The organism is Pseudomonas sp. NBRC 111131 (assembly GCF_001320525.1).
Lineage (GTDB): Bacteria > Pseudomonadota > Gammaproteobacteria > Pseudomonadales > Pseudomonadaceae > Aquipseudomonas > Aquipseudomonas ceruminis.
Genome location: NZ_BCBH01000013.1, coordinates 11,633 through 28,677, shown reverse-complemented (window position 1 = coordinate 28,677; position 17,045 = coordinate 11,633). Strand labels below are relative to the sequence as shown.

The 17,045-nt window shown below is 62.2% G+C and carries 14 protein-coding genes; 9 read left to right on the top strand and 5 right to left on the bottom strand.

Annotated elements, in window-relative coordinates; genetic code table 11:
* Positions 1–71 precede the first annotated feature (71 nt).
* Entirely contained in the window at positions 72–2,297 is a 2,226-nt protein-coding gene (locus APH34_RS14075; RefSeq protein ID WP_054901640.1) for an NADP-dependent isocitrate dehydrogenase, read from the bottom strand.
* 459 nt (positions 2,298–2,756) lie between these two features.
* On the opposite strand from APH34_RS14075, the gene icd reads away from it, so the two are divergent.
* The gene (gene icd, locus APH34_RS14070; protein ID WP_054901639.1) at positions 2,757–4,013 is read left to right on the top strand and encodes an NADP-dependent isocitrate dehydrogenase; all 1,257 of its coding nucleotides are present in this window, start codon (positions 2,757–2,759) and stop codon (positions 4,011–4,013) included.
* A gap of 68 nt (positions 4,014–4,081) precedes the next feature.
* On the opposite strand, the gene cspD is transcribed toward icd, so the two are convergent.
* The gene (gene cspD / locus APH34_RS14065) at positions 4,082–4,336 is read right to left on the bottom strand and encodes a cold shock domain-containing protein CspD (RefSeq protein ID WP_054901638.1); all 255 of its coding nucleotides are present in this window, start codon (positions 4,334–4,336) and stop codon (positions 4,082–4,084) included.
* 229 nt (positions 4,337–4,565) lie between these two features.
* Here cspD and clpS point away from each other — a divergent pair, with 229 nt between their 5' ends.
* Both clpS and clpA read left to right on the top strand, forming a co-directional pair.
* Positions 4,566–4,928 carry an ATP-dependent Clp protease adapter ClpS gene (gene clpS, locus APH34_RS14060; protein WP_012315251.1) on the top strand — a complete coding sequence of 121 codons (363 nt, stop codon included), beginning with the start codon at positions 4,566–4,568 and terminating at the stop codon, positions 4,926–4,928.
* Between the two features lie 30 nt (positions 4,929–4,958).
* Positions 4,959–7,229, top strand: a complete 2,271-nt coding sequence (gene clpA, locus APH34_RS14055) for an ATP-dependent Clp protease ATP-binding subunit ClpA (RefSeq protein ID WP_054901637.1) — start codon at positions 4,959–4,961, stop codon at positions 7,227–7,229.
* Between the two features lie 87 nt (positions 7,230–7,316).
* Here the strand turns inward: clpA and infA are convergent, their stop codons facing one another.
* The 3 genes from infA to aat form a co-directional block, all read right to left on the bottom strand.
* A complete protein-coding gene (infA, locus tag APH34_RS14050) occupies positions 7,317–7,535 on the bottom strand; it encodes a translation initiation factor IF-1 (RefSeq protein ID WP_002553999.1) in 219 nt (72 codons plus the stop codon).
* Positions 7,536–7,637: 102 nt separating this feature from the next.
* Positions 7,638–8,345 (bottom strand): arginyltransferase, encoded by a 708-nt coding sequence (locus APH34_RS14045; RefSeq protein ID WP_008097741.1) that lies wholly within the window; start codon positions 8,343–8,345, stop codon positions 7,638–7,640.
* A 56-nt stretch (positions 8,346–8,401) separates the two neighbouring features.
* Positions 8,402–9,082: a leucyl/phenylalanyl-tRNA--protein transferase gene (aat, locus tag APH34_RS14040; RefSeq protein WP_054901636.1), complete on the bottom strand. Its 681-nt coding sequence runs from the start codon at positions 9,080–9,082 to the stop codon at positions 8,402–8,404.
* 400 nt (positions 9,083–9,482) lie between these two features.
* Between aat and APH34_RS14035 the strand changes: the two genes are divergently transcribed.
* From APH34_RS14035 to cysG, 6 genes are all read left to right on the top strand, one after another.
* Complete coding sequence (locus APH34_RS14035; protein WP_082422807.1) at positions 9,483–11,936, top strand: DNA translocase FtsK; 2,454 nt, start codon at positions 9,483–9,485, stop codon at positions 11,934–11,936.
* Between the two features lie 62 nt (positions 11,937–11,998).
* Entirely contained in the window at positions 11,999–12,622 is a 624-nt protein-coding gene (gene lolA / locus APH34_RS14030) for an outer membrane lipoprotein chaperone LolA (RefSeq protein ID WP_054901634.1), read from the top strand.
* 12 nt (positions 12,623–12,634) lie between these two features.
* Positions 12,635–13,960 carry a replication-associated recombination protein A gene (locus APH34_RS14025; RefSeq protein ID WP_054901633.1) on the top strand — a complete coding sequence of 442 codons (1,326 nt, stop codon included), beginning with the start codon at positions 12,635–12,637 and terminating at the stop codon, positions 13,958–13,960.
* Positions 13,957–14,331: a fluoride efflux transporter CrcB gene (gene crcB, locus APH34_RS14020; protein WP_054901632.1), complete on the top strand. Its 375-nt coding sequence runs from the start codon at positions 13,957–13,959 to the stop codon at positions 14,329–14,331. The genes APH34_RS14025 and crcB overlap by 4 nt, the downstream gene beginning before the upstream one ends.
* Positions 14,332–14,359: 28 nt before the next feature.
* Positions 14,360–15,640 (top strand): serine--tRNA ligase, encoded by a 1,281-nt coding sequence (gene serS / locus APH34_RS14015; RefSeq protein ID WP_054901631.1) that lies wholly within the window; start codon positions 14,360–14,362, stop codon positions 15,638–15,640.
* Complete coding sequence (gene cysG / locus APH34_RS14010) at positions 15,641–17,032, top strand: siroheme synthase CysG (protein WP_054901630.1); 1,392 nt, start codon at positions 15,641–15,643, stop codon at positions 17,030–17,032.
* Positions 17,033–17,045 lie beyond the last annotated feature (13 nt).

Sequence of the window (17,045 nt, the reverse complement as noted above, 5' to 3'; positions counted from 1 at the left end):
GCAGCGCCGATTCCCAGAAAGCACAAACCCCGGTGCGTGGCCGGGGTTTGTGCTGTTACTTCAAGCGAACCTTACAGTGCCGCGATGGCGCTGTTCAGGGTCTGGCTTGGGCGCATCACCTTGGCGGTCAGCGCGGCATCCGGTGCGTAGTAGCCACCGATGTCGGCCGGTTTGCCCTGGACGGCGTTGAGCTCGGCGACGATGGTCGCTTCGTTCTCGGCCAGGGTTTTTGCCAGGGGGGCGAAGCGCGCTTGCAGGGCGGCGTCGTCAGTCTGGGCGGCCAGGGCTTCTGCCCAGTACAGGGTCAGGTAGAAGTGGCTGCCGCGGTTGTCGATGCCACCGACTTTACGCGAAGGCGACTTGTTGGTGTCCAGGAACTTGCCGGTAGCCTGGTCCAGGGTGTTGGCCAGGACCTTGGCGCGCGGGTTGTCGTAGGTGTTGCCCAGGTGCTCCAGGGAAGCGGCCAGGGCCAGGAATTCACCCAGCGAGTCCCAACGCAGGAAGTTTTCTTCGACCAGCTGCTGCACGTGCTTCGGTGCCGAACCGCCAGCGCCGGTTTCGAACAGGCCACCGCCGTTCATCAGCGGAACGATCGACAGCATCTTGGCGCTGGTGCCCAGCTCCATGATCGGGAACAGGTCGGTCAGGTAGTCGCGCAGCACGTTGCCGGTCACCGAAATAGTGTCCTTGCCTTCGCGAATGCGTGCCAGGGAGAACTTGATGGCCTCGACCGGTGCCAGGACGCGGATGTCCAGGCCAGTGGTGTCGTGGTCCTTCAGGTACTTCTGCACCTTCTCGATCATCACGCCGTCGTGGGCGCGAGCCGGGTCCAGCCAGAACACCGCCGGGGTGTTGCTCAGGCGGGCGCGGTTGACGGCCAGCTTGACCCAGTCCTGGATCGGCGCGTCTTTGGTCTGGCACATGCGGAAGATGTCACCGGCTTCGACGTTCTGCTCCAGAACGACCTTGCCCTTGCTGTCGACCACGCGCACGACGCCGTCGGCCTTGACCTGGAAAGTCTTGTCGTGGGAGCCGTACTCTTCGGCCTTCTGCGCCATCAGGCCGACGTTCGGTACGCTGCCCATGGTGGTTGGGTCGAAGGCGCCGTTAGCCTTGCAGTCTTCGATGGTGGCCTGGTAGATGCCGGCGTAGCAGCGGTCCGGGATGATCGCCTTGGCGTCCTGCAGTTCACCGGCGGCGTTCCACATTTTGCCCGAGTCGCGGATCATGGCCGGCATCGATGCGTCGACGATAACGTCGCTTGGCACGTGCAGGTTGGTGATGCCTTTGTCGGAGTTGACCATGGCCAGCGCAGGACGCTCGGCGTACAGGGCCTGGATGTCGGCTTCGATCTCGGCCTGCTTGTCGGCTGGCAGGTCTTTGATGCGGGCATACAGGTCGCCGATACCGTTGTTGGCGTTGAAGCCGACTTCAGTCAGGGCAGCAGCATGCTTGGCCAGCACGTCGCCGTAGAACGCTTCGACGATCACGCCGAACATGATGGGGTCGGAAACCTTCATCATGGTGGCCTTCAGGTGAACCGACAGCAGTACACCGGCGGCCTTGGCATCGGCGATCTGCTCGGCGATGAAGGCTTTCAGGGCATTGCGGCTCATCGTGGCGCAGTCGATGACCTCGGCAGCTTTGACGGCGGTCTTTTCTTTCAGGACGGTGGTGGTGCCGTCTTTGGCGACCAGCTCGATGCGCAAGCTGTCGTCAGCCTCGATCAGTGCGGCCTTTTCGCTGCCGTAGAAGTCGCCCTGGGTCATGTGGGCCACGTGCGACTTGGAGTCGGCGGCCCAGGCGCCCATCTTGTGCGGGTGCTTGCGTGCGTAGTTCTTCACCGACAGCGGTGCACGGCGGTCAGAGTTGCCTTCGCGCAGCACGGGGTTCACGGCGCTGCCCTTGATGCGGTCGTAGCGCGCGCGGGATTCTTTTTCTTCGGCGGTAGCCGGCTCGTCGGCGTAGTCCGGGATGTTGAAGCCTTTGCCCTGCAGTTCCTTGATCGCGGCCTTGAGCTGCGGTACCGAGGCGCTGATGTTCGGCAGCTTGATGATGTTGGCTTCAGGGGTGGTAGCCAGCTGGCCCAGTTCCGCCAGGTGATCGCCTACTTGCTTCTCTGCGCCCAGTTGCTCCGGGAAAGCCGCGAGGATACGGCCAGCCAGGGAGATGTCGCGAGTTTCGACGGCGATGTCAGCCGAGGCGGTGAACGCTTCGACGATCGGCAGCAGCGAGTAAGTGGCGAGGGCGGGGGCTTCGTCGGTGAAGGTATAGATGATCTTGGAACGGGTGGGCATGCGGGTTAACTCTCTATGTGCTGAGCGTACTCGAGTCTCGAGGTGCGCAGGGTAGGCGCTTCGCCCTGGCGACGCCATGAGCGGAAAGTCGAGAGGCTGCGAGCGGTGATGGTGGATGCATCAGTCGAGCGTCAAGTGCTGAACTGCGGTAACAGCCCAGGCTTCGTGGCCGTTCTTGGCCAAGGGCGAGCCGCATTTTCCAAGGGTTCGCCCCAATGACCCTACGGTCGCGGCGCAGTATATCAAACCATTCGGGCTAATCAGCAAGGCGAAGTGACATCGGTGCCATTTATAAGACCAAAGACGTAGGGGCAATGTGGTGGATTGCCGCAGGGCAGGCCTTGGCAAAAGGGCTGCCGAAGGCGGCACAGGTTCGGCCGCTTGCAGGTCGGCAGATGTGGTTTAGGCTCAGTGGATCGCATGATGTCCAATCACACCCGAACGCGGAGTAGTGCAAGCATGGGATACCAGAAAATCAAGGTTCCGACCGACGGCACCAAGATCACCGTCAATGCAGACCATTCGCTCAATGTGCCCGACAACCCCATCATTCCTTATATCGAAGGCGACGGGATTGGCGTCGATGTCTCGCCGGTGATGATCAAGGTCGTGGATGCTGCCGTGCAGAAGGCCTACGGCGGCAAGCGCAAGATTGCCTGGATGGAGGTGTACGCCGGGGAAAAGGCCACCCAGGTCTATGACCAGGACACCTGGCTGCCCCAGGAAACCCTCGACGCGGTGCGCGAGTATGTTGTCTCGATCAAGGGGCCTCTGACCACGCCGGTCGGTGGTGGCATCCGTTCATTGAACGTTGCCCTGCGCCAGCAGTTGGACCTGTATGTATGCCTGCGCCCGGTGCTGTGGTTCCAGGGCGTGCCGAGCCCGGTGAAGAAACCCGGTGATGTCGACATGGTGATCTTCCGCGAGAACTCCGAAGACATTTACGCCGGCATCGAGTGGAAGGCCGGCTCGCCCGAGGCGAACAAGGTAATCAAGTTCCTCAAGGAGGAAATGGGCGTCACCAAGATCCGCTTCGACCAGGACTGCGGTATCGGCGTCAAGCCGGTGTCCCGCGAAGGTACCAAGCGTCTGGTGCGCAAGGCCCTGCAATACGTGGTGGACAATGACCGTGAATCACTGACCCTGGTGCACAAGGGCAACATCATGAAATTCACCGAAGGCGCCTTCAAGGATTGGGGCTACGAGGTGGCCAGGGATGAGTTCGCAGCCGAGCTCCTCGACGGTGGGCCGTGGATGAAGTTCAAGAATCCCAAGAGCGGCCGTGAAGTCATCGTCAAAGATGCCATTGCCGATGCGATGCTCCAGCAGATCCTGCTGCGCCCGGCCGAGTACGACGTGATCGCCACGCTCAACCTCAACGGTGACTACCTGTCCGATGCGCTGGCGGCGGAAGTCGGGGGGATCGGCATTGCCCCGGGGGCCAACCTGTCAGACACTGTGGCCATGTTCGAGGCGACCCACGGCACCGCACCCAAGTATGCGGGGCAGGACAAGGTCAACCCGGGGTCGGTGATTCTTTCTGCGGAAATGATGCTGCGCCACATGGGCTGGACCGAGGCGGCGGACCTGATCATCAAGGGCACCAATGGCGCGATTGCGGCCAAGACCGTGACCTATGACTTCGAGCGCCTGATGGACGGTGCGACACTGGTCGGCAGCTCCGGCTTCGGTGATGCGATGATCAAGCACATGTAGGGCAAAGGAAAACCGGTCGTCCTGTTACAAGGGCGACCGGTTGTTCGGGTGCCGGCAGATGGCAGGGTTCAGACTTCAGCGGTGCTGGTTGGGTGCGAGACTCCGGTCGAGGTGTTGGCGGTAGCATTGGTGATTTCGGTCGCGTGCAGGCCCTTGGGGCCCTGGACGATCTCGAAGGTCACAGCTTGTCCGGCCTTGAGGGTCTTGTAACCGTCCATTTTGATCGCCGAGTAGTGGGCGAACAGATCGTCGGTTTTGCCGTCTTCATTGATGAATCCGTAGCCCTTGGCATTGTTGAACCACTTGACTTTACCGCTTGCCATCCCTATGTCCCTCTGCAAAGGACTCCATCACTGGAGTATCATCCACTTCATCCGCATACGAACCTGCGAAAAATCTGGTTGACTGCGCGGATCTTTATCGACCACGGTGGGTTCTTATTGGTTGTAACACCGTTTTGCCGATAGTCAAGGTCAGCCGGCGCCCGCGCCAGTAGGCGCCTATGCGGTCAACCCACAACCTTAACCTGTCGCTCATGATGAAATTCTTTCCATGCATGCACGTAGTGAGATTCGACTAACATTCAATCAGGATCGCCCGCAATCGAATGAGGACGATGGCTCAGGTCTTGCGGTTCAGGAAGCCAAGCCGATCCTGCAGGCGCCACCGATGTACAAGGTGGTTTTGTTCAACGATGACTACACGCCAATGGATTTCGTCGTCGAAGTGCTCGAGACGTTCTTCAGTCTGAACCGCGAGCTGGCGACCAAGATCATGCTGACCGTCCATACCGAGGGGCGGGCAGTGTGCGGATTGTTTACCCGTGACATCGCCGAAACAAAGGCCATGCAGGTCAACCAATACGCCAGGGAAAGCCAGCATCCGCTACTCTGTGAAATCGAGAAGGACGGTTAATCGCCGACCACTTGGGTATGAGGTGAAGCTATGTTAAACCGCGAGCTCGAAGTCACCCTCAATCTTGCCTTCAAGGAGGCCCGTTCGAAGCGTCATGAGTTCATGACCGTCGAACATCTGCTGCTGGCACTCCTTGACAATGAGGCTGCCGCGACCGTTCTGCGCGCCTGTGGCGCCAATCTCGACAAACTCAAGCACGACCTGCAAGAGTTCATCGATTCCACCACCCCCCTGATTCCGGTCAACGACGAAGACCGCGAAACCCAGCCGACCCTAGGCTTCCAGCGTGTGCTGCAGCGTGCCGTGTTCCACGTGCAAAGCTCCGGCAAACGTGAAGTGACCGGTGCCAATGTGCTGGTGGCGATCTTCAGCGAACAGGAAAGCCAGGCCGTGTTCCTGCTCAAGCAGCAAAGCGTGGCCCGTATCGACGTGGTCAACTACATTGCCCACGGCATTTCCAAGGTGCCAGGGCATGGTTCGCATGCCGAAAGCGACCAGGAAATGCAGGATGAGGAGGGTGGCGAGACCGCTTCCTCGAGCAATCCGCTGGATGCTTATGCCAGCAACCTGAACGAACTGGCCCGCGCCGGGCGGATCGACCCGCTGGTAGGGCGGGAGCAGGAGGTCGAGCGCGTTGCGCAGATCCTCGCTCGCCGGCGTAAGAACAACCCGTTGCTGGTGGGTGAGGCGGGTGTCGGCAAGACCGCCATCGCCGAGGGCCTGGCCAAGCGCATCGTTGATGGCCAAGTGCCTGACCTGCTGGCGCAAAGCGTGGTGTACTCCCTGGACCTTGGCGCGCTGCTGGCCGGCACCAAGTACCGCGGCGACTTCGAAAAACGTTTCAAGGCATTGCTTGGCGAGCTCCGCAAGCGCCCGCAGGCGATCCTGTTCATTGATGAAATCCATACCATCATCGGTGCCGGTGCGGCGTCGGGTGGGGTGATGGACGCGTCCAATCTGCTCAAGCCGTTGCTGTCGTCCGGCGAGATTCGCTGCATCGGCTCAACGACCTTCCAGGAGTTTCGCGGTATCTTCGAAAAAGACCGTGCCCTGGCGCGGCGCTTCCAGAAGGTCGACGTCAGCGAGCCCTCGGTGGAAGACACTGTGGGCATCCTGCGCGGCCTCAAGGGGCGTTTCGAGAGCCACCACAACATCGAGTACAGCGACGAGGCGCTGCGCGCCGCGGCCGAGCTGGCCTCGCGCTATATCAATGACCGCCACATGCCGGACAAGGCCATCGACGTTATCGACGAGGCCGGTGCTTACCAGCGCCTGCAGCCGGAGGCCAACCGGGTCAAGCGGATTGACGTGCCACAGGTCGAGGACATCGTCGCCAAGATTGCGCGGATTCCGCCTAAGCACGTCACCAGTTCCGACAAGGAACTGCTGCGCAACCTGGAGCGTGACCTGAAGCTGACCGTGTTCGGCCAGGACCAGGCCATCGATTCGCTGGCCACTGCGATCAAGCTGTCCCGCGCAGGCCTCAAGGCGCCGGATAAGCCCGTCGGTTCGTTCCTGTTCGCCGGCCCTACCGGGGTGGGCAAGACCGAGGCTGCACGGCAGCTGGCCAAGGCGCTGGGTGTTGAGCTGGTGCGTTTCGACATGTCCGAGTACATGGAGCGGCACACGGTATCGCGCCTGATTGGTGCGCCTCCTGGCTACGTCGGGTTCGACCAGGGCGGCCTGTTGACCGAGGCCATCACCAAGCAGCCGCATTGCGTGTTACTGCTCGACGAAATCGAGAAGGCCCACCCAGAAGTCTTCAACCTGCTGCTGCAGGTGATGGACCACGGTACGTTGACTGACAACAACGGGCGCAAGGCCGATTTCCGTAACGTGATCCTGATCATGACCACCAACGCGGGTGCTGAAACCGCAGCGCGGGCGTCGATCGGCTTCACTCATCAGGACCATGCGTCCGATGCCATGGAAGTCATTCGCAAGAGCTTCACGCCGGAGTTCCGCAACCGCCTGGATACCATCATCCAGTTCGGTCGCCTGAGCCACGAGACGATCAAGAGCATCGTCGACAAGTTCCTCATCGAGCTGCAGGCCCAGTTGGAAGACAAGCGTGTGCTGCTGGAAGTCAGCGATGCCGCTCGCGGCTGGCTGGCGGCGTCCGGCTACGATGTGCAGATGGGTGCGCGGCCGATGGCGCGGCTTATCCAGGACAAGATCAAGCGGCCTTTGGCCGAGGAGATCCTGTTTGGCGAGCTGGCCGAGCATGGCGGTGTGGTACACATCGACCTGCGCCATGGCGAACTGGTGTTCGACTTCGAGACCACGGCTGAGGTTGCGTGACATAAGGGCCGCTTTGCGGCCCAGTCGCCGACAAATTGCCCCCACAAAAAAGCCCGGCACATGGCCGGGCTTTTTCATGGCTGGAGCTTAGCGCGCACGGTAAGTGATGCGGCCTTTGCTCAGGTCGTATGGCGTCAGTTCGACGCGGACCTTGTCGCCAGTGAGAATACGGATGTAGTTCTTGCGCATCTTTCCGGAGATGTGCGCGGTTACGACGTGCCCGTTTTCCAACTCCACGCGGAACATGGTGTTGGGCAGGGTGTCGACGACAGTACCTTCCATTTCGAAGCTGTCTTCTTTCGACATGCAGTTGAGCCCTCGGTGTCCAGTGTTGGCCCGACGCATAACCGCACCGGGCAAAAAAGTGGCGTGGATTATGCCGGAAAATAGTGTTTCAAGCCAATGCTTTCAGTTGAGGGTAACCCAGCGCTGGTTGATCAGCAGTTCGATGGGGCGGTACTGCGTCTTGTAGTTCATCTTCTTGCAGTTCTTTATCCAGTAACCGAGGTAGACCGCTTCCAGGTCTTGGCGCAAGGCCTCGGTAATCTGCCAGAGGATGGCAAAACGCCCCAGGCTGCGACGCTCTTCGTCTGGCTCGTAGAAGGTGTAGACCGCTGACAGGCCATTGGGTAGCAAATCGCAGACCGCCACCGCGAGCAGGCGGCCCGCCAGGCGAAACTCATAGAACCAGCAGAACGGCAGGTCGCGCACCAGAAAGGTGGAGAACTGATCGCGGCTGGGTGGGTACATGTCGCCATCGGCGTGGCGGGTTTCGATGTAGCGCCGGTACAGGTCGAAGTATTCTTCCTTGAAGGCCGGGCGCGCCGCTGTCACCGTGAGGTCGGCATTGCGTTTGAGGATGCGGCGCTGTTGGCGGTTGGGGATGAAGCGCGCAGCGGGGATGCGGGCGGGCACGCAGGCATTGCAGTTCTGGCAATGTGGGCGGTACAGATGGTCACCACTGCGCCGAAAGCCCATTTCCGAAAGGTCGGCGTACACATGCACGTCCATCGGCTGGCTGGGGTCGAGGAACAGCGTGGTCGCCTGCTCGTCCGGCAGGTAGCTGCAGGAGTGGGGCTGAGTGGCATAAAACTTCAAACGCGCCAACTCTGTCATGATCGACCCCTTGGGTGAGACGTTGCTTTAAGTGTAAGCCAGCTGGCAAAACTCGCCTAGGTCAGCCAGGTGGCGTTGTTGGGCTGTTCGAGGTAGCGGGCGAGGTAGTCGGCAAAGCTGGCGCGGCTGATGGCGCGGGCGCCCAGGCTGTGCAGGTGGTGCGTGGGCATCTGGCAGTCGATCAGCACGAAGCCTGCCTGGCGCAGGTGGTTGACCAGGGTCACGAAGCCTACCTTCGAGGCGTTGTCGGCGCGGCTGAACATCGATTCGCCAAAAAACAGCCGGCCCATGGCCAGGCCGTACAGGCCCCCGACCAGTTCGCCATCGTGGCGCACCTCCACTGAATGGGCGATGCCGCGCCGGTGCAACTCGCAGTAGGCATCGCGCATGGTATCGGTGATCCAGGTGCCGTCGGCATAGTCACGCGGAGCCGCGCAAGCGGTAATCACGGCCGGGAAGTCGGTGTCGAAGCTGACCTGGTAGCGGCTCTGGCGCATCAGCTTGGCCAGCGAGCGTGAAACATGCAGCTCGTCCGGGAACAGCACGGTGCGGGGATCGGGCGACCACCAGAGGATCGGTTGGCCGTCCTGGTACCAGGGGAAGCAGCCGTGGCGATAGGCCTGTACCAGGCGCTCAGGGCTCAGGTCGCCACCGGCAGCCAGCAGGCCGTTGGGGTCATGCAGGGCTTTTTCCAGGGGTGGGAAGGTCAGCGAGTCGCGGGTCAGCCAGGTGAGCATGGTCTATCGTGCGGTGGGGGAGGGGAGAGGGCAGCATGGCGTGGGTTAAATGCAGGGTCAATCTCTTTGGCCGCCAACGCAGCACTGCAACCTTGTATGTCAGCTTGCCGGTGGGCAGGGCCAGGCGGGCAAAGCGAAGGGCAATTTCGTACACATTCATTAGCCATTCGGCACCATCCAGCACATTTGCTGTCACACCTGTGCAAAAACACAGCATAAGCCTTTGTCACAAAAGAAAATGCGTGCTCAAATTGCACCATACGAAAGTCGCCCCCAGCCAAGCTCCATACGGCGTGCCGCCATGGCGGCTGGCGGGCAGTAATGTTAAAAGTAGTGGTTCATTGGCCCGACACCGGCCGATCACTACTGGACGCGCAGCACGCGCAGGAATAGACGCGTTTTGAAGAAATCCACCGCAACTCCAGCTCCTTTGCCTGTGCCCCTGTGGCGGCAGCAGCTGCATTACCGCCTCAAGGAAGGTGCGTTGATCGCTGTCGGCGCCCTGTGCCTGTACTTGTGGATGGCACTGCTGACCTACGACACCTCCGACCCAGGCTTCAGCCACACCAGCAACGTCGACCAGGTGCAGAACGCCGCCGGGCGCGCGGGTGCGTACTTTGCCGACATCCTGTTCATGGTGCTCGGTTACTTCGCCTATATCTTCCCGCTGTTGTTGGCGATCAAGACCTGGCAGATCTTCCGTGAGCGCCACCAGCCCTGGCAGTGGAGTGGCTGGCTGTTCTCCTGGCGCCTGATCGGCCTGGTGTTCCTGGTGCTGTCGGGCGCTGCGTTGGCGCATATCCATTTCCATCCGCCGGCAAGCCTGCCGTTTTCTGCGGGCGGGGCCTTGGGCGAGAGCCTCGGCGACCTGGCGCGCAACCTGCTGAACGTGCAGGGCAGCACGCTGATGTTCATCGCCCTGTTCCTCTTCGGCCTCACCGTGTTCACCGACTTGTCGTGGTTCAAGGTGATGGACATGACCGGCAAGATCACACTCGACCTGTTCGAGCTGGTGCAGGGCGCGGCCAACCGCTGGTGGGAAGCACGCAATGAGCGCAAGCGCCTGGTGGCGCAGCTGCGCGAGGTGGACGAGCCGACATTCGACGCAGCGCCCGTGACTGCCGAAAAGCGCGAGCCGGCCAAGCCGCAACTGCGCGAGCGCATCGTCGAGCGCGACGAAACACCAGCCCGGCCTGCCGCACCGCGTGAGCCGGTGGTGCCTCGCGAGCCGGTGGTGCCCCGTGAGCAACCCGCGGCCCCGGTAATCATGCCGCCGGCGGCGCCGGCCAAGGCGCCGGAGGCGAGCAAGCGGGTGATGAAGGAAAAGCAGGCGCCACTGTTCGTCGATAGCGCCGTGGAAGGCACTCTGCCGTCGATTTCCATCCTCGACCCGGCCGAGCAGAAGAAGATCGAGTACTCGCCGGAATCCCTGGCCGGCGTTGGCCAACTGTTGGAAATCAAACTCAAGGAATTCGGCGTCGAGGTTTCGGTGGACTCAATTCACCCAGGCCCGGTGATTACCCGCTACGAAATCCAGCCTGCGGCCGGAGTCAAGGTCAGCCGTATCGCCAACCTGGCCAAGGACCTTGCCCGTTCGCTCGCGGTGACCAGCGTGCGGGTGGTCGAGGTCATTCCTGGCAAGACCACCGTGGGTATCGAGATCCCCAACGAAAACCGGCAGATGGTGCGTTTCTCCGAGGTGCTGTCGACGCCGCAGTACGACGAGCAGAAGTCGCCGGTTACCCTGGCCCTTGGCCATGACATCGGCGGCAAGCCGGTGATCACCGACCTGGCCAAGATGCCGCACCTGCTGGTGGCCGGTACCACGGGCTCGGGTAAGTCGGTGGGTGTGAACGCGATGATCCTGTCGATCCTGTTCAAGTCCGGCCCGGAAGACGCGCGACTGATCATGATCGACCCGAAAATGCTCGAATTGTCGATCTACGAAGGCATTCCGCACCTGCTGTGCCCGGTGGTCACTGACATGAAGGATGCTGCCAACGCGCTGCGTTGGAGCGTGGCCGAGATGGAGCGGCGCTACAAGCTGATGGCTGCCATGGGCGTGCGCAACCTGGCGGGCTTCAACCGCAAGATCAAGGATGCCCAGGAAGCCGGCGAGATCATCCACGATCCGCTGTACCGCCGCGAGAGCATGGATGACGAGCCGCCTGCGCTGAAAACCCTGCCTACCATCGTGGTGGTGGTCGATGAATTTGCCGATATGATGATGATCGTCGGCAAAAAGGTCGAAGAGCTGATTGCCCGTATCGCCCAGAAGGCACGGGCCGCCGGTATTCACCTGATCCTCGCTACCCAGCGCCCATCGGTGGATGTGATCACCGGCCTGATCAAGGCCAACATCCCGACCCGCATGGCATTCCAGGTATCGAGCAAGATCGACTCGCGCACCATCATCGACCAGGGAGGCGCCGAGCAGTTGCTTGGCCATGGTGACATGCTCTACATGCCGCCGGGTACCAGCCTGCCGATCCGCGTCCACGGCGCATTCGTTTCCGACGATGAAGTGCACCGGGTGGTTGAAGCCTGGAAGCTGCGCGGTGCGCCAGACTACAACGATGACATCCTCAACGGCGTCGAAGAGGCCGGCAGCGGCTTCGAGGGCGGCGGCGGCGGTGGCGACGAGGATTCGGAAAGCGACGCCCTGTATGATGAGGCGGTGCAATTCGTGCTGGAAAGCCGCCGTGCGTCGATTTCGGCCGTGCAGCGCAAGCTGAAGATCGGCTACAACCGCGCCGCTCGCATGATCGAGGCGATGGAGATGGCCGGCGTGGTTACCCCAATGAACAGCAACGGCTCCCGGGAAGTGATTGCCCCAGGCGGCCCACGCGACTGATCAACACCTCGCCGGGTACCAACGGTGGCGCCCGGCTTCTTCAATGCACAAAGAGGATTAACATGCGCGCGATTCGCATGCTGTTGGTTTCTGCCCTGACCTTGGGTGCCATGTCGGCCAATGCCGGCGAACAGGACGTACAACGCCTGACCCAGTTGCTGGAGAAGTCGCAGACGATCGAGGCCAACTTCTCCCAGTTGACCCTGGACGCCGGCGGTACCAGCCTGCAGGAAACGTCTGGCAAGATGACGGTCAAACGCCCTGGCCTGTTTTACTGGCACACCAATGCACCGCAGGAGCAGGTGGTGGTTTCCGACGGCAAGAACGTCACGTTGTGGGACCCTGACCTGGAGCAGGCGACCATCAAGAAGCTCGACGTACGCCTGAACCAGACCCCGGCACTGCTGCTGTCTGGTGACGTGTCGAAGATCAGCCAGAGCTTCGACATCACCTCCAAGGAGCAGGGTGACGTGATGGACTTCACCCTCAAGCCCAAGACCAAGGACACCTTGTTCGACTCGCTGCGTGTGTCGTTCCGCAAAGGCCTGATCAATGACATGCAACTGATCGACAGCGTTGGTCAGCGCACCAACATCCTGTTCAACGGCGTCAAAGCCAACCAGACGGTACCGGACAGCACGTTCAAGTTCGACATCCCCAAAGGCGCGGACGTCATCAAGGAGTAAGCAGAGCTCACCATGGACCTGTTTCGAAGCGAACCTGTTGCCCAGCCCCTGGCCGCCCGACTGCGCCCGTCCAACCTGGACGAGTATGTTGGCCAGGAGCACCTGCTGGCGCGCGGCAAACCGCTGCGTGAGGCGCTGGAGCAGGGTGCGCTGCATTCGATGATTTTCTGGGGGCCGCCGGGCGTGGGCAAAACCACGCTTGCGCGGCTGCTGGCGCAGTTTTGCGATGCACATTTCGAAACGGTGTCGGCGGTACTGGCCGGGGTCAAAGAGATCCGCCAGGCCGTCGAGGTGGCCAGGCAGCAGGCCGGCCAGTACGGCCGCCGCACCATCCTGTTCGTCGACGAGGTGCACCGCTTCAACAAGTCTCAGCAGGATGCCTTCCTGCCCTTCGTCGAGGACGGTACGCTGATCTTCATCGGCGCCACCACTGAAAACCCGTCTTTCGAGCTGAACAACGCCTTGCTCTCAAGGGCGCGGGTGTATGTGCTCAAGAGCCTCGACGAGCCGGCGCTGCGCAAGCTGGTCGACCGTGCGCTGACCGAAGAGCGCGGCTTGGGCAAGCGCAACCTGAGCGTGGGCGACGATGCTTTCAAGATGCTCATGGCTGCCGCCGACGGCGACGGCCGGCGCATGCTCAACTTCCTCGAAAATGCCTCGGACCTCGCTGAAGATGGCGGCGAGATCGGCGTCGATTTGTTGCAAAGCCTGCTCGGCGACAGCCGTCGGCGCTTCGACAAGGGCGGCGAGGCCTTTTACGACCAGATTTCCGCCTTGCACAAATCGGTGCGTGGCTCCAACCCAGATGCGGCGCTGTACTGGTTTGCGCGCATGCTCGACGGCGGCTGCGACCCGCTTTACATCGCCCGCCGCGTGGTACGCATGGCCAGCGAGGATATCGGCAACGCCGACCCACGTGCGCTGAGCCTGTGCCTGGCGGCCTGGGATGTGCAGGAGCGCCTGGGCAGCCCTGAAGGCGAGTTGGCGGTGGCCCAGGCCATCACCTACATCGCCTGCGCGCCCAAGAGCAATGCCGTGTACATGGGGTTCAAGACGGCCCTGCGCGAGGCCGCCGAGCATGGGTCGCTGGAAGTGCCACTGCACCTGCGCAATGCCCCGACCAAGCTGATGAAGCAACTCGGCTACGGCGAGGAGTATCGCTATGCCCACGACGAGCCCGATGCCTATGCCGCCGGCGAAGACTACTTCCCCGAGCAGCTCGAGCCGCGTCAGTACTACCAGCCCGTGCCCCGTGGCCTGGAGCTGAAGATTGGCGAAAAACTGCGCCACCTGGCCGACCTCGACCGCACCAGCCCCCGTCAGCGGAGAAAGCCGTGATAGCCCTCATCGCCGCCGTCAGTGCAGGCGGTATCGCAGGTACCTTGCTGCGCTTCGCCACTTCGAACTGGGTTGCAGCCCACTGGCCACGGCACTTCTATGTCGGTACGCTGGCAGTCAATCTGGTCGGCTGCCTGCTGATCGGCCTGCTCTACGGCCTGTTTCTGCACAAGCCACTGGTGCCGGTCGAACTGCGCGCAGGCCTGATCGTGGGCTTTCTTGGCGGCCTGACGACCTTTTCTTCCTTCTCGCTCGATACCGTGCGCCTGATGGAAAGCGGGCAGTTGCCCCTTGCCTTGGGCTATACCGGTATCAGCGTGGTGGGCGGGCTTCTGGCCACCTGGGCCGGCCTGTCCCTGGCCCGATTCTGAACCAACACCTACATAACGAGAGAACGATATGCTCGATTCCAAACTGTTACGCGGCCAACTTCAGGAAGTGGCGGAACGCCTGGCCTCCCGTGGCTTCAGCCTGGATGTCGCGCGCATCGAATCGCTGGAAGAGCGCCGCAAGGCGGTGCAGACCCGTACCGAGCAACTGCAGGCCGAACGTAACGCACGCTCCAAGTCGATCGGCCAGGCCAAGGCCAAGGGCGAGGATATCGCGCCCCTGATGGCCGACGTCGAGCGCATGGCCAATGAGCTGGCCGCCGGTAAAACCGAGCTGGACAGCATCCAGGCCGAGCTGGACGGCATCGTCCTGACCATCCCTAACCTGCCCGATGCCAGTGTGCCGGTTGGTGCCAGTGAAGATGACAACGTCGAAGTGCGCCGTTGGGGTACCCCGCGTGCGTTCGATTTCGAGGTCAAGGACCACGTCGCCCTGGGCGAGGTCAGCGGCGGCCTGAACTTCGAGGCTGCAGCCAAGCTGTCGGGCGCCCGTTTTGCCGTGCTGCGCGGCCCGGTCGCACGCCTGCACCGCGCCCTGGCGCAGTTCATGATCAACCTGCACACCGGCGAGCATGGTTACGAAGAGGCCTACACCCCTTACCTGGTGCAGGCTCCGGCACTGCAGGGCACTGGCCAGTTGCCAAAGTTCGAGGAAGACCTGTTCAAGATCAGCCGTGAAGGCGAGGCCGACTTCTACCTGATCCCGACTGCCGAGGTGTCGCTGACCAACCTGGTGGCCGGCGAGATCGTCGACGCCAAGGAGCTGCCGATCAAGCTGGTTGCCCACACGCCGTGCTTCCGCAGCGAGGCCGGTGCTTCTGGCCGTGATACCCGCGGCATGATCCGCCAGCACCAGTTCGACAAGGTCGAGATGGTTCAGGTGGTTGAACCGTCCAAGTCCATGGAAGCCCTGGAAGGCCTGACCGCCAACGCCGAGCGCGTGCTGCAGGCCCTGGAGCTGCCGTACCGCGTGCTGGCCCTGTGCACCGGCGACATGGGCTTCAGCGCGGTAAAAACCTACGACCTGGAAGTGTGGGTACCGAGCCAGGACAAGTACCGCGAGATCAGCTCCTGCTCCAACTGCGGTGACTTCCAGGCGCGCCGCATGCAGGCCCGCTGGCGTAACCCGGAAACCGGCAAGCCGGAGCTGGTCCACACCCTCAATGGCTCCGGTCTGGCAGTGGGCCGCACGTTGGTGGCTGTACTGGAAAACTACCAGCAGGCCGACGGTTCGATCCGTGTGCCAGAAGTGCTCAAGCCTTACATGGGCGGCGTCGAGGTTATCCGCTAAATGGATTACCTGCCGCTGTTCCACAAGCTGCAGGGCGCCCGTGTACTGGTCGTCGGCGGCGGCGAGATCGCGTTGCGCAAAGCTCGCTTGCTGGCCGATGCCGGCGCCGCGCTGCGGGTGGTGGCGCCGGATGTCGATGGCCAACTTGCCGCGCTGGCCCGTGAAGGCGGCGGTGAGGTGCTGGTGCGTGGCTATCAGGCAGCCGACCTGGTCGGTTGCCGTCTGGTCATCGCGGCTACCGATGATTCCGCGCTCAACGCCCAGGTGTCGGCCGACGCGCAGGCACTGTGCGTGCCGGTCAATGTGGTGGATGCACCCGCCTTGTGCACAGTGATCTTCCCAGCGATCGTCGACCGTTCACCTTTGGTAGTGGCAGTGTCCAGTGGCGGTGACGCCCCGGTGCTGGCGCGGTTGATCCGCGCCAAGCTGGAGGCTTGGATCCCGTCTGCCTACGGTGAACTAGCGGGGCTCGCTGCGCGGTTTCGCGACAAGGTCAAAACGTTGTATCCGGACGTCAACCAGCGTCGGGGTTTCTGGGAAACCGTATTCCAGGGCCCGATCGCCGAGCGCCAGTTGGCCGGGCAGGGTGCTGAGGCCGAGCGGCTGTTGCAGGCCATGGTCGAAGGCGCCCCGGTGCAGCAGGGCGGCGAGGTGTATTTGGTAGGGGCAGGCCCGGGTGATCCGGATTTGCTGACCTTCCGGGCCTTGCGCCTGATGCAGCAAGCCGACGTGGTGCTGTACGACCGCCTGGTGGCCCCGGCGATCATCGAGATGTGCCGGCGCGATGCCGAACGCATCTACGTGGGCAAGCGGCGCGCCGACCACGCCGTGCCTCAGGACCAGATCAACCGCTTGCTGGTCGATCTGGCCCGGCAGGGCAAGCGCGTACTGCGCCTCAAAGGTGGTGACCCGTTCATCTTCGGCCGAGGTGGCGAAGAGATCGAAGAACTGGCCGAGCAGGGTATCCCGTTCCAGGTGGTGCCGGGCATCACAGCGGCCAGCGGTTGCTCAGCCTACGGCGGCATCCCGCTGACCCACCGGGATTATGCCCAGTCGGTACGTTTCGTCACGGGGCATCTCAAGGACGGTACCAGCAACCTGCCCTGGAACGACTTGGTTGCGCCGGCGCAGACGCTGGTGTTCTACATGGGGCTGGTAGGCTTGCCGACCATCTGCGCCGAACTGATTCGCCATGGCCGCGCGGCCAGCACCCCGGCGGCGCTGGTGCAGCAGGGGACCACGCGCAATCAGCGGGTGTTTACCGGTACCCTGGCCGACCTGCCAGCGTTGGTCGCCCGGCACGAAGTGCATGCGCCGACCTTGGTGATCGTCGGGGAGGTGGTGCAGTTGCGCGAAAAGCTGGCCTGGTTTGAAGGGTCGCAGCAGGACTGAGAGAGCCGGGGCT

What these genes read in the sequence shown, in the direction of transcription:
- APH34_RS14075 (WP_054901640.1), bottom strand. Translation starts at nt 2,297, where the DNA reads ATGCCCACCCGTTCCAAGATCATCTATACCTTCACCGACGAAGCCCCC.
- icd (WP_054901639.1), top strand. Translation starts at nt 2,757, where the DNA reads ATGGGATACCAGAAAATCAAGGTTCCGACCGACGGCACCAAGATCACC.
- cspD (WP_054901638.1), bottom strand. Translation starts at nt 4,336, where the DNA reads ATGGCAAGCGGTAAAGTCAAGTGGTTCAACAATGCCAAGGGCTACGGA.
- clpS (WP_012315251.1), top strand. Translation starts at nt 4,566, where the DNA reads ATGCATGCACGTAGTGAGATTCGACTAACATTCAATCAGGATCGCCCG.
- clpA (WP_054901637.1), top strand. Translation starts at nt 4,959, where the DNA reads ATGTTAAACCGCGAGCTCGAAGTCACCCTCAATCTTGCCTTCAAGGAG.
- infA (WP_002553999.1), bottom strand. Translation starts at nt 7,535, where the DNA reads ATGTCGAAAGAAGACAGCTTCGAAATGGAAGGTACTGTCGTCGACACC.
- APH34_RS14045 (WP_008097741.1), bottom strand. Translation starts at nt 8,345, where the DNA reads ATGACAGAGTTGGCGCGTTTGAAGTTTTATGCCACTCAGCCCCACTCC.
- aat (WP_054901636.1), bottom strand. Translation starts at nt 9,082, where the DNA reads ATGCTCACCTGGCTGACCCGCGACTCGCTGACCTTCCCACCCCTGGAA.
- lolA (WP_054901634.1), top strand. Translation starts at nt 11,999, where the DNA reads ATGCGCGCGATTCGCATGCTGTTGGTTTCTGCCCTGACCTTGGGTGCC.
- APH34_RS14025 (WP_054901633.1), top strand. Translation starts at nt 12,635, where the DNA reads ATGGACCTGTTTCGAAGCGAACCTGTTGCCCAGCCCCTGGCCGCCCGA.
- serS (WP_054901631.1), top strand. Translation starts at nt 14,360, where the DNA reads ATGCTCGATTCCAAACTGTTACGCGGCCAACTTCAGGAAGTGGCGGAA.
- cysG (WP_054901630.1), top strand. Translation starts at nt 15,641, where the DNA reads ATGGATTACCTGCCGCTGTTCCACAAGCTGCAGGGCGCCCGTGTACTG.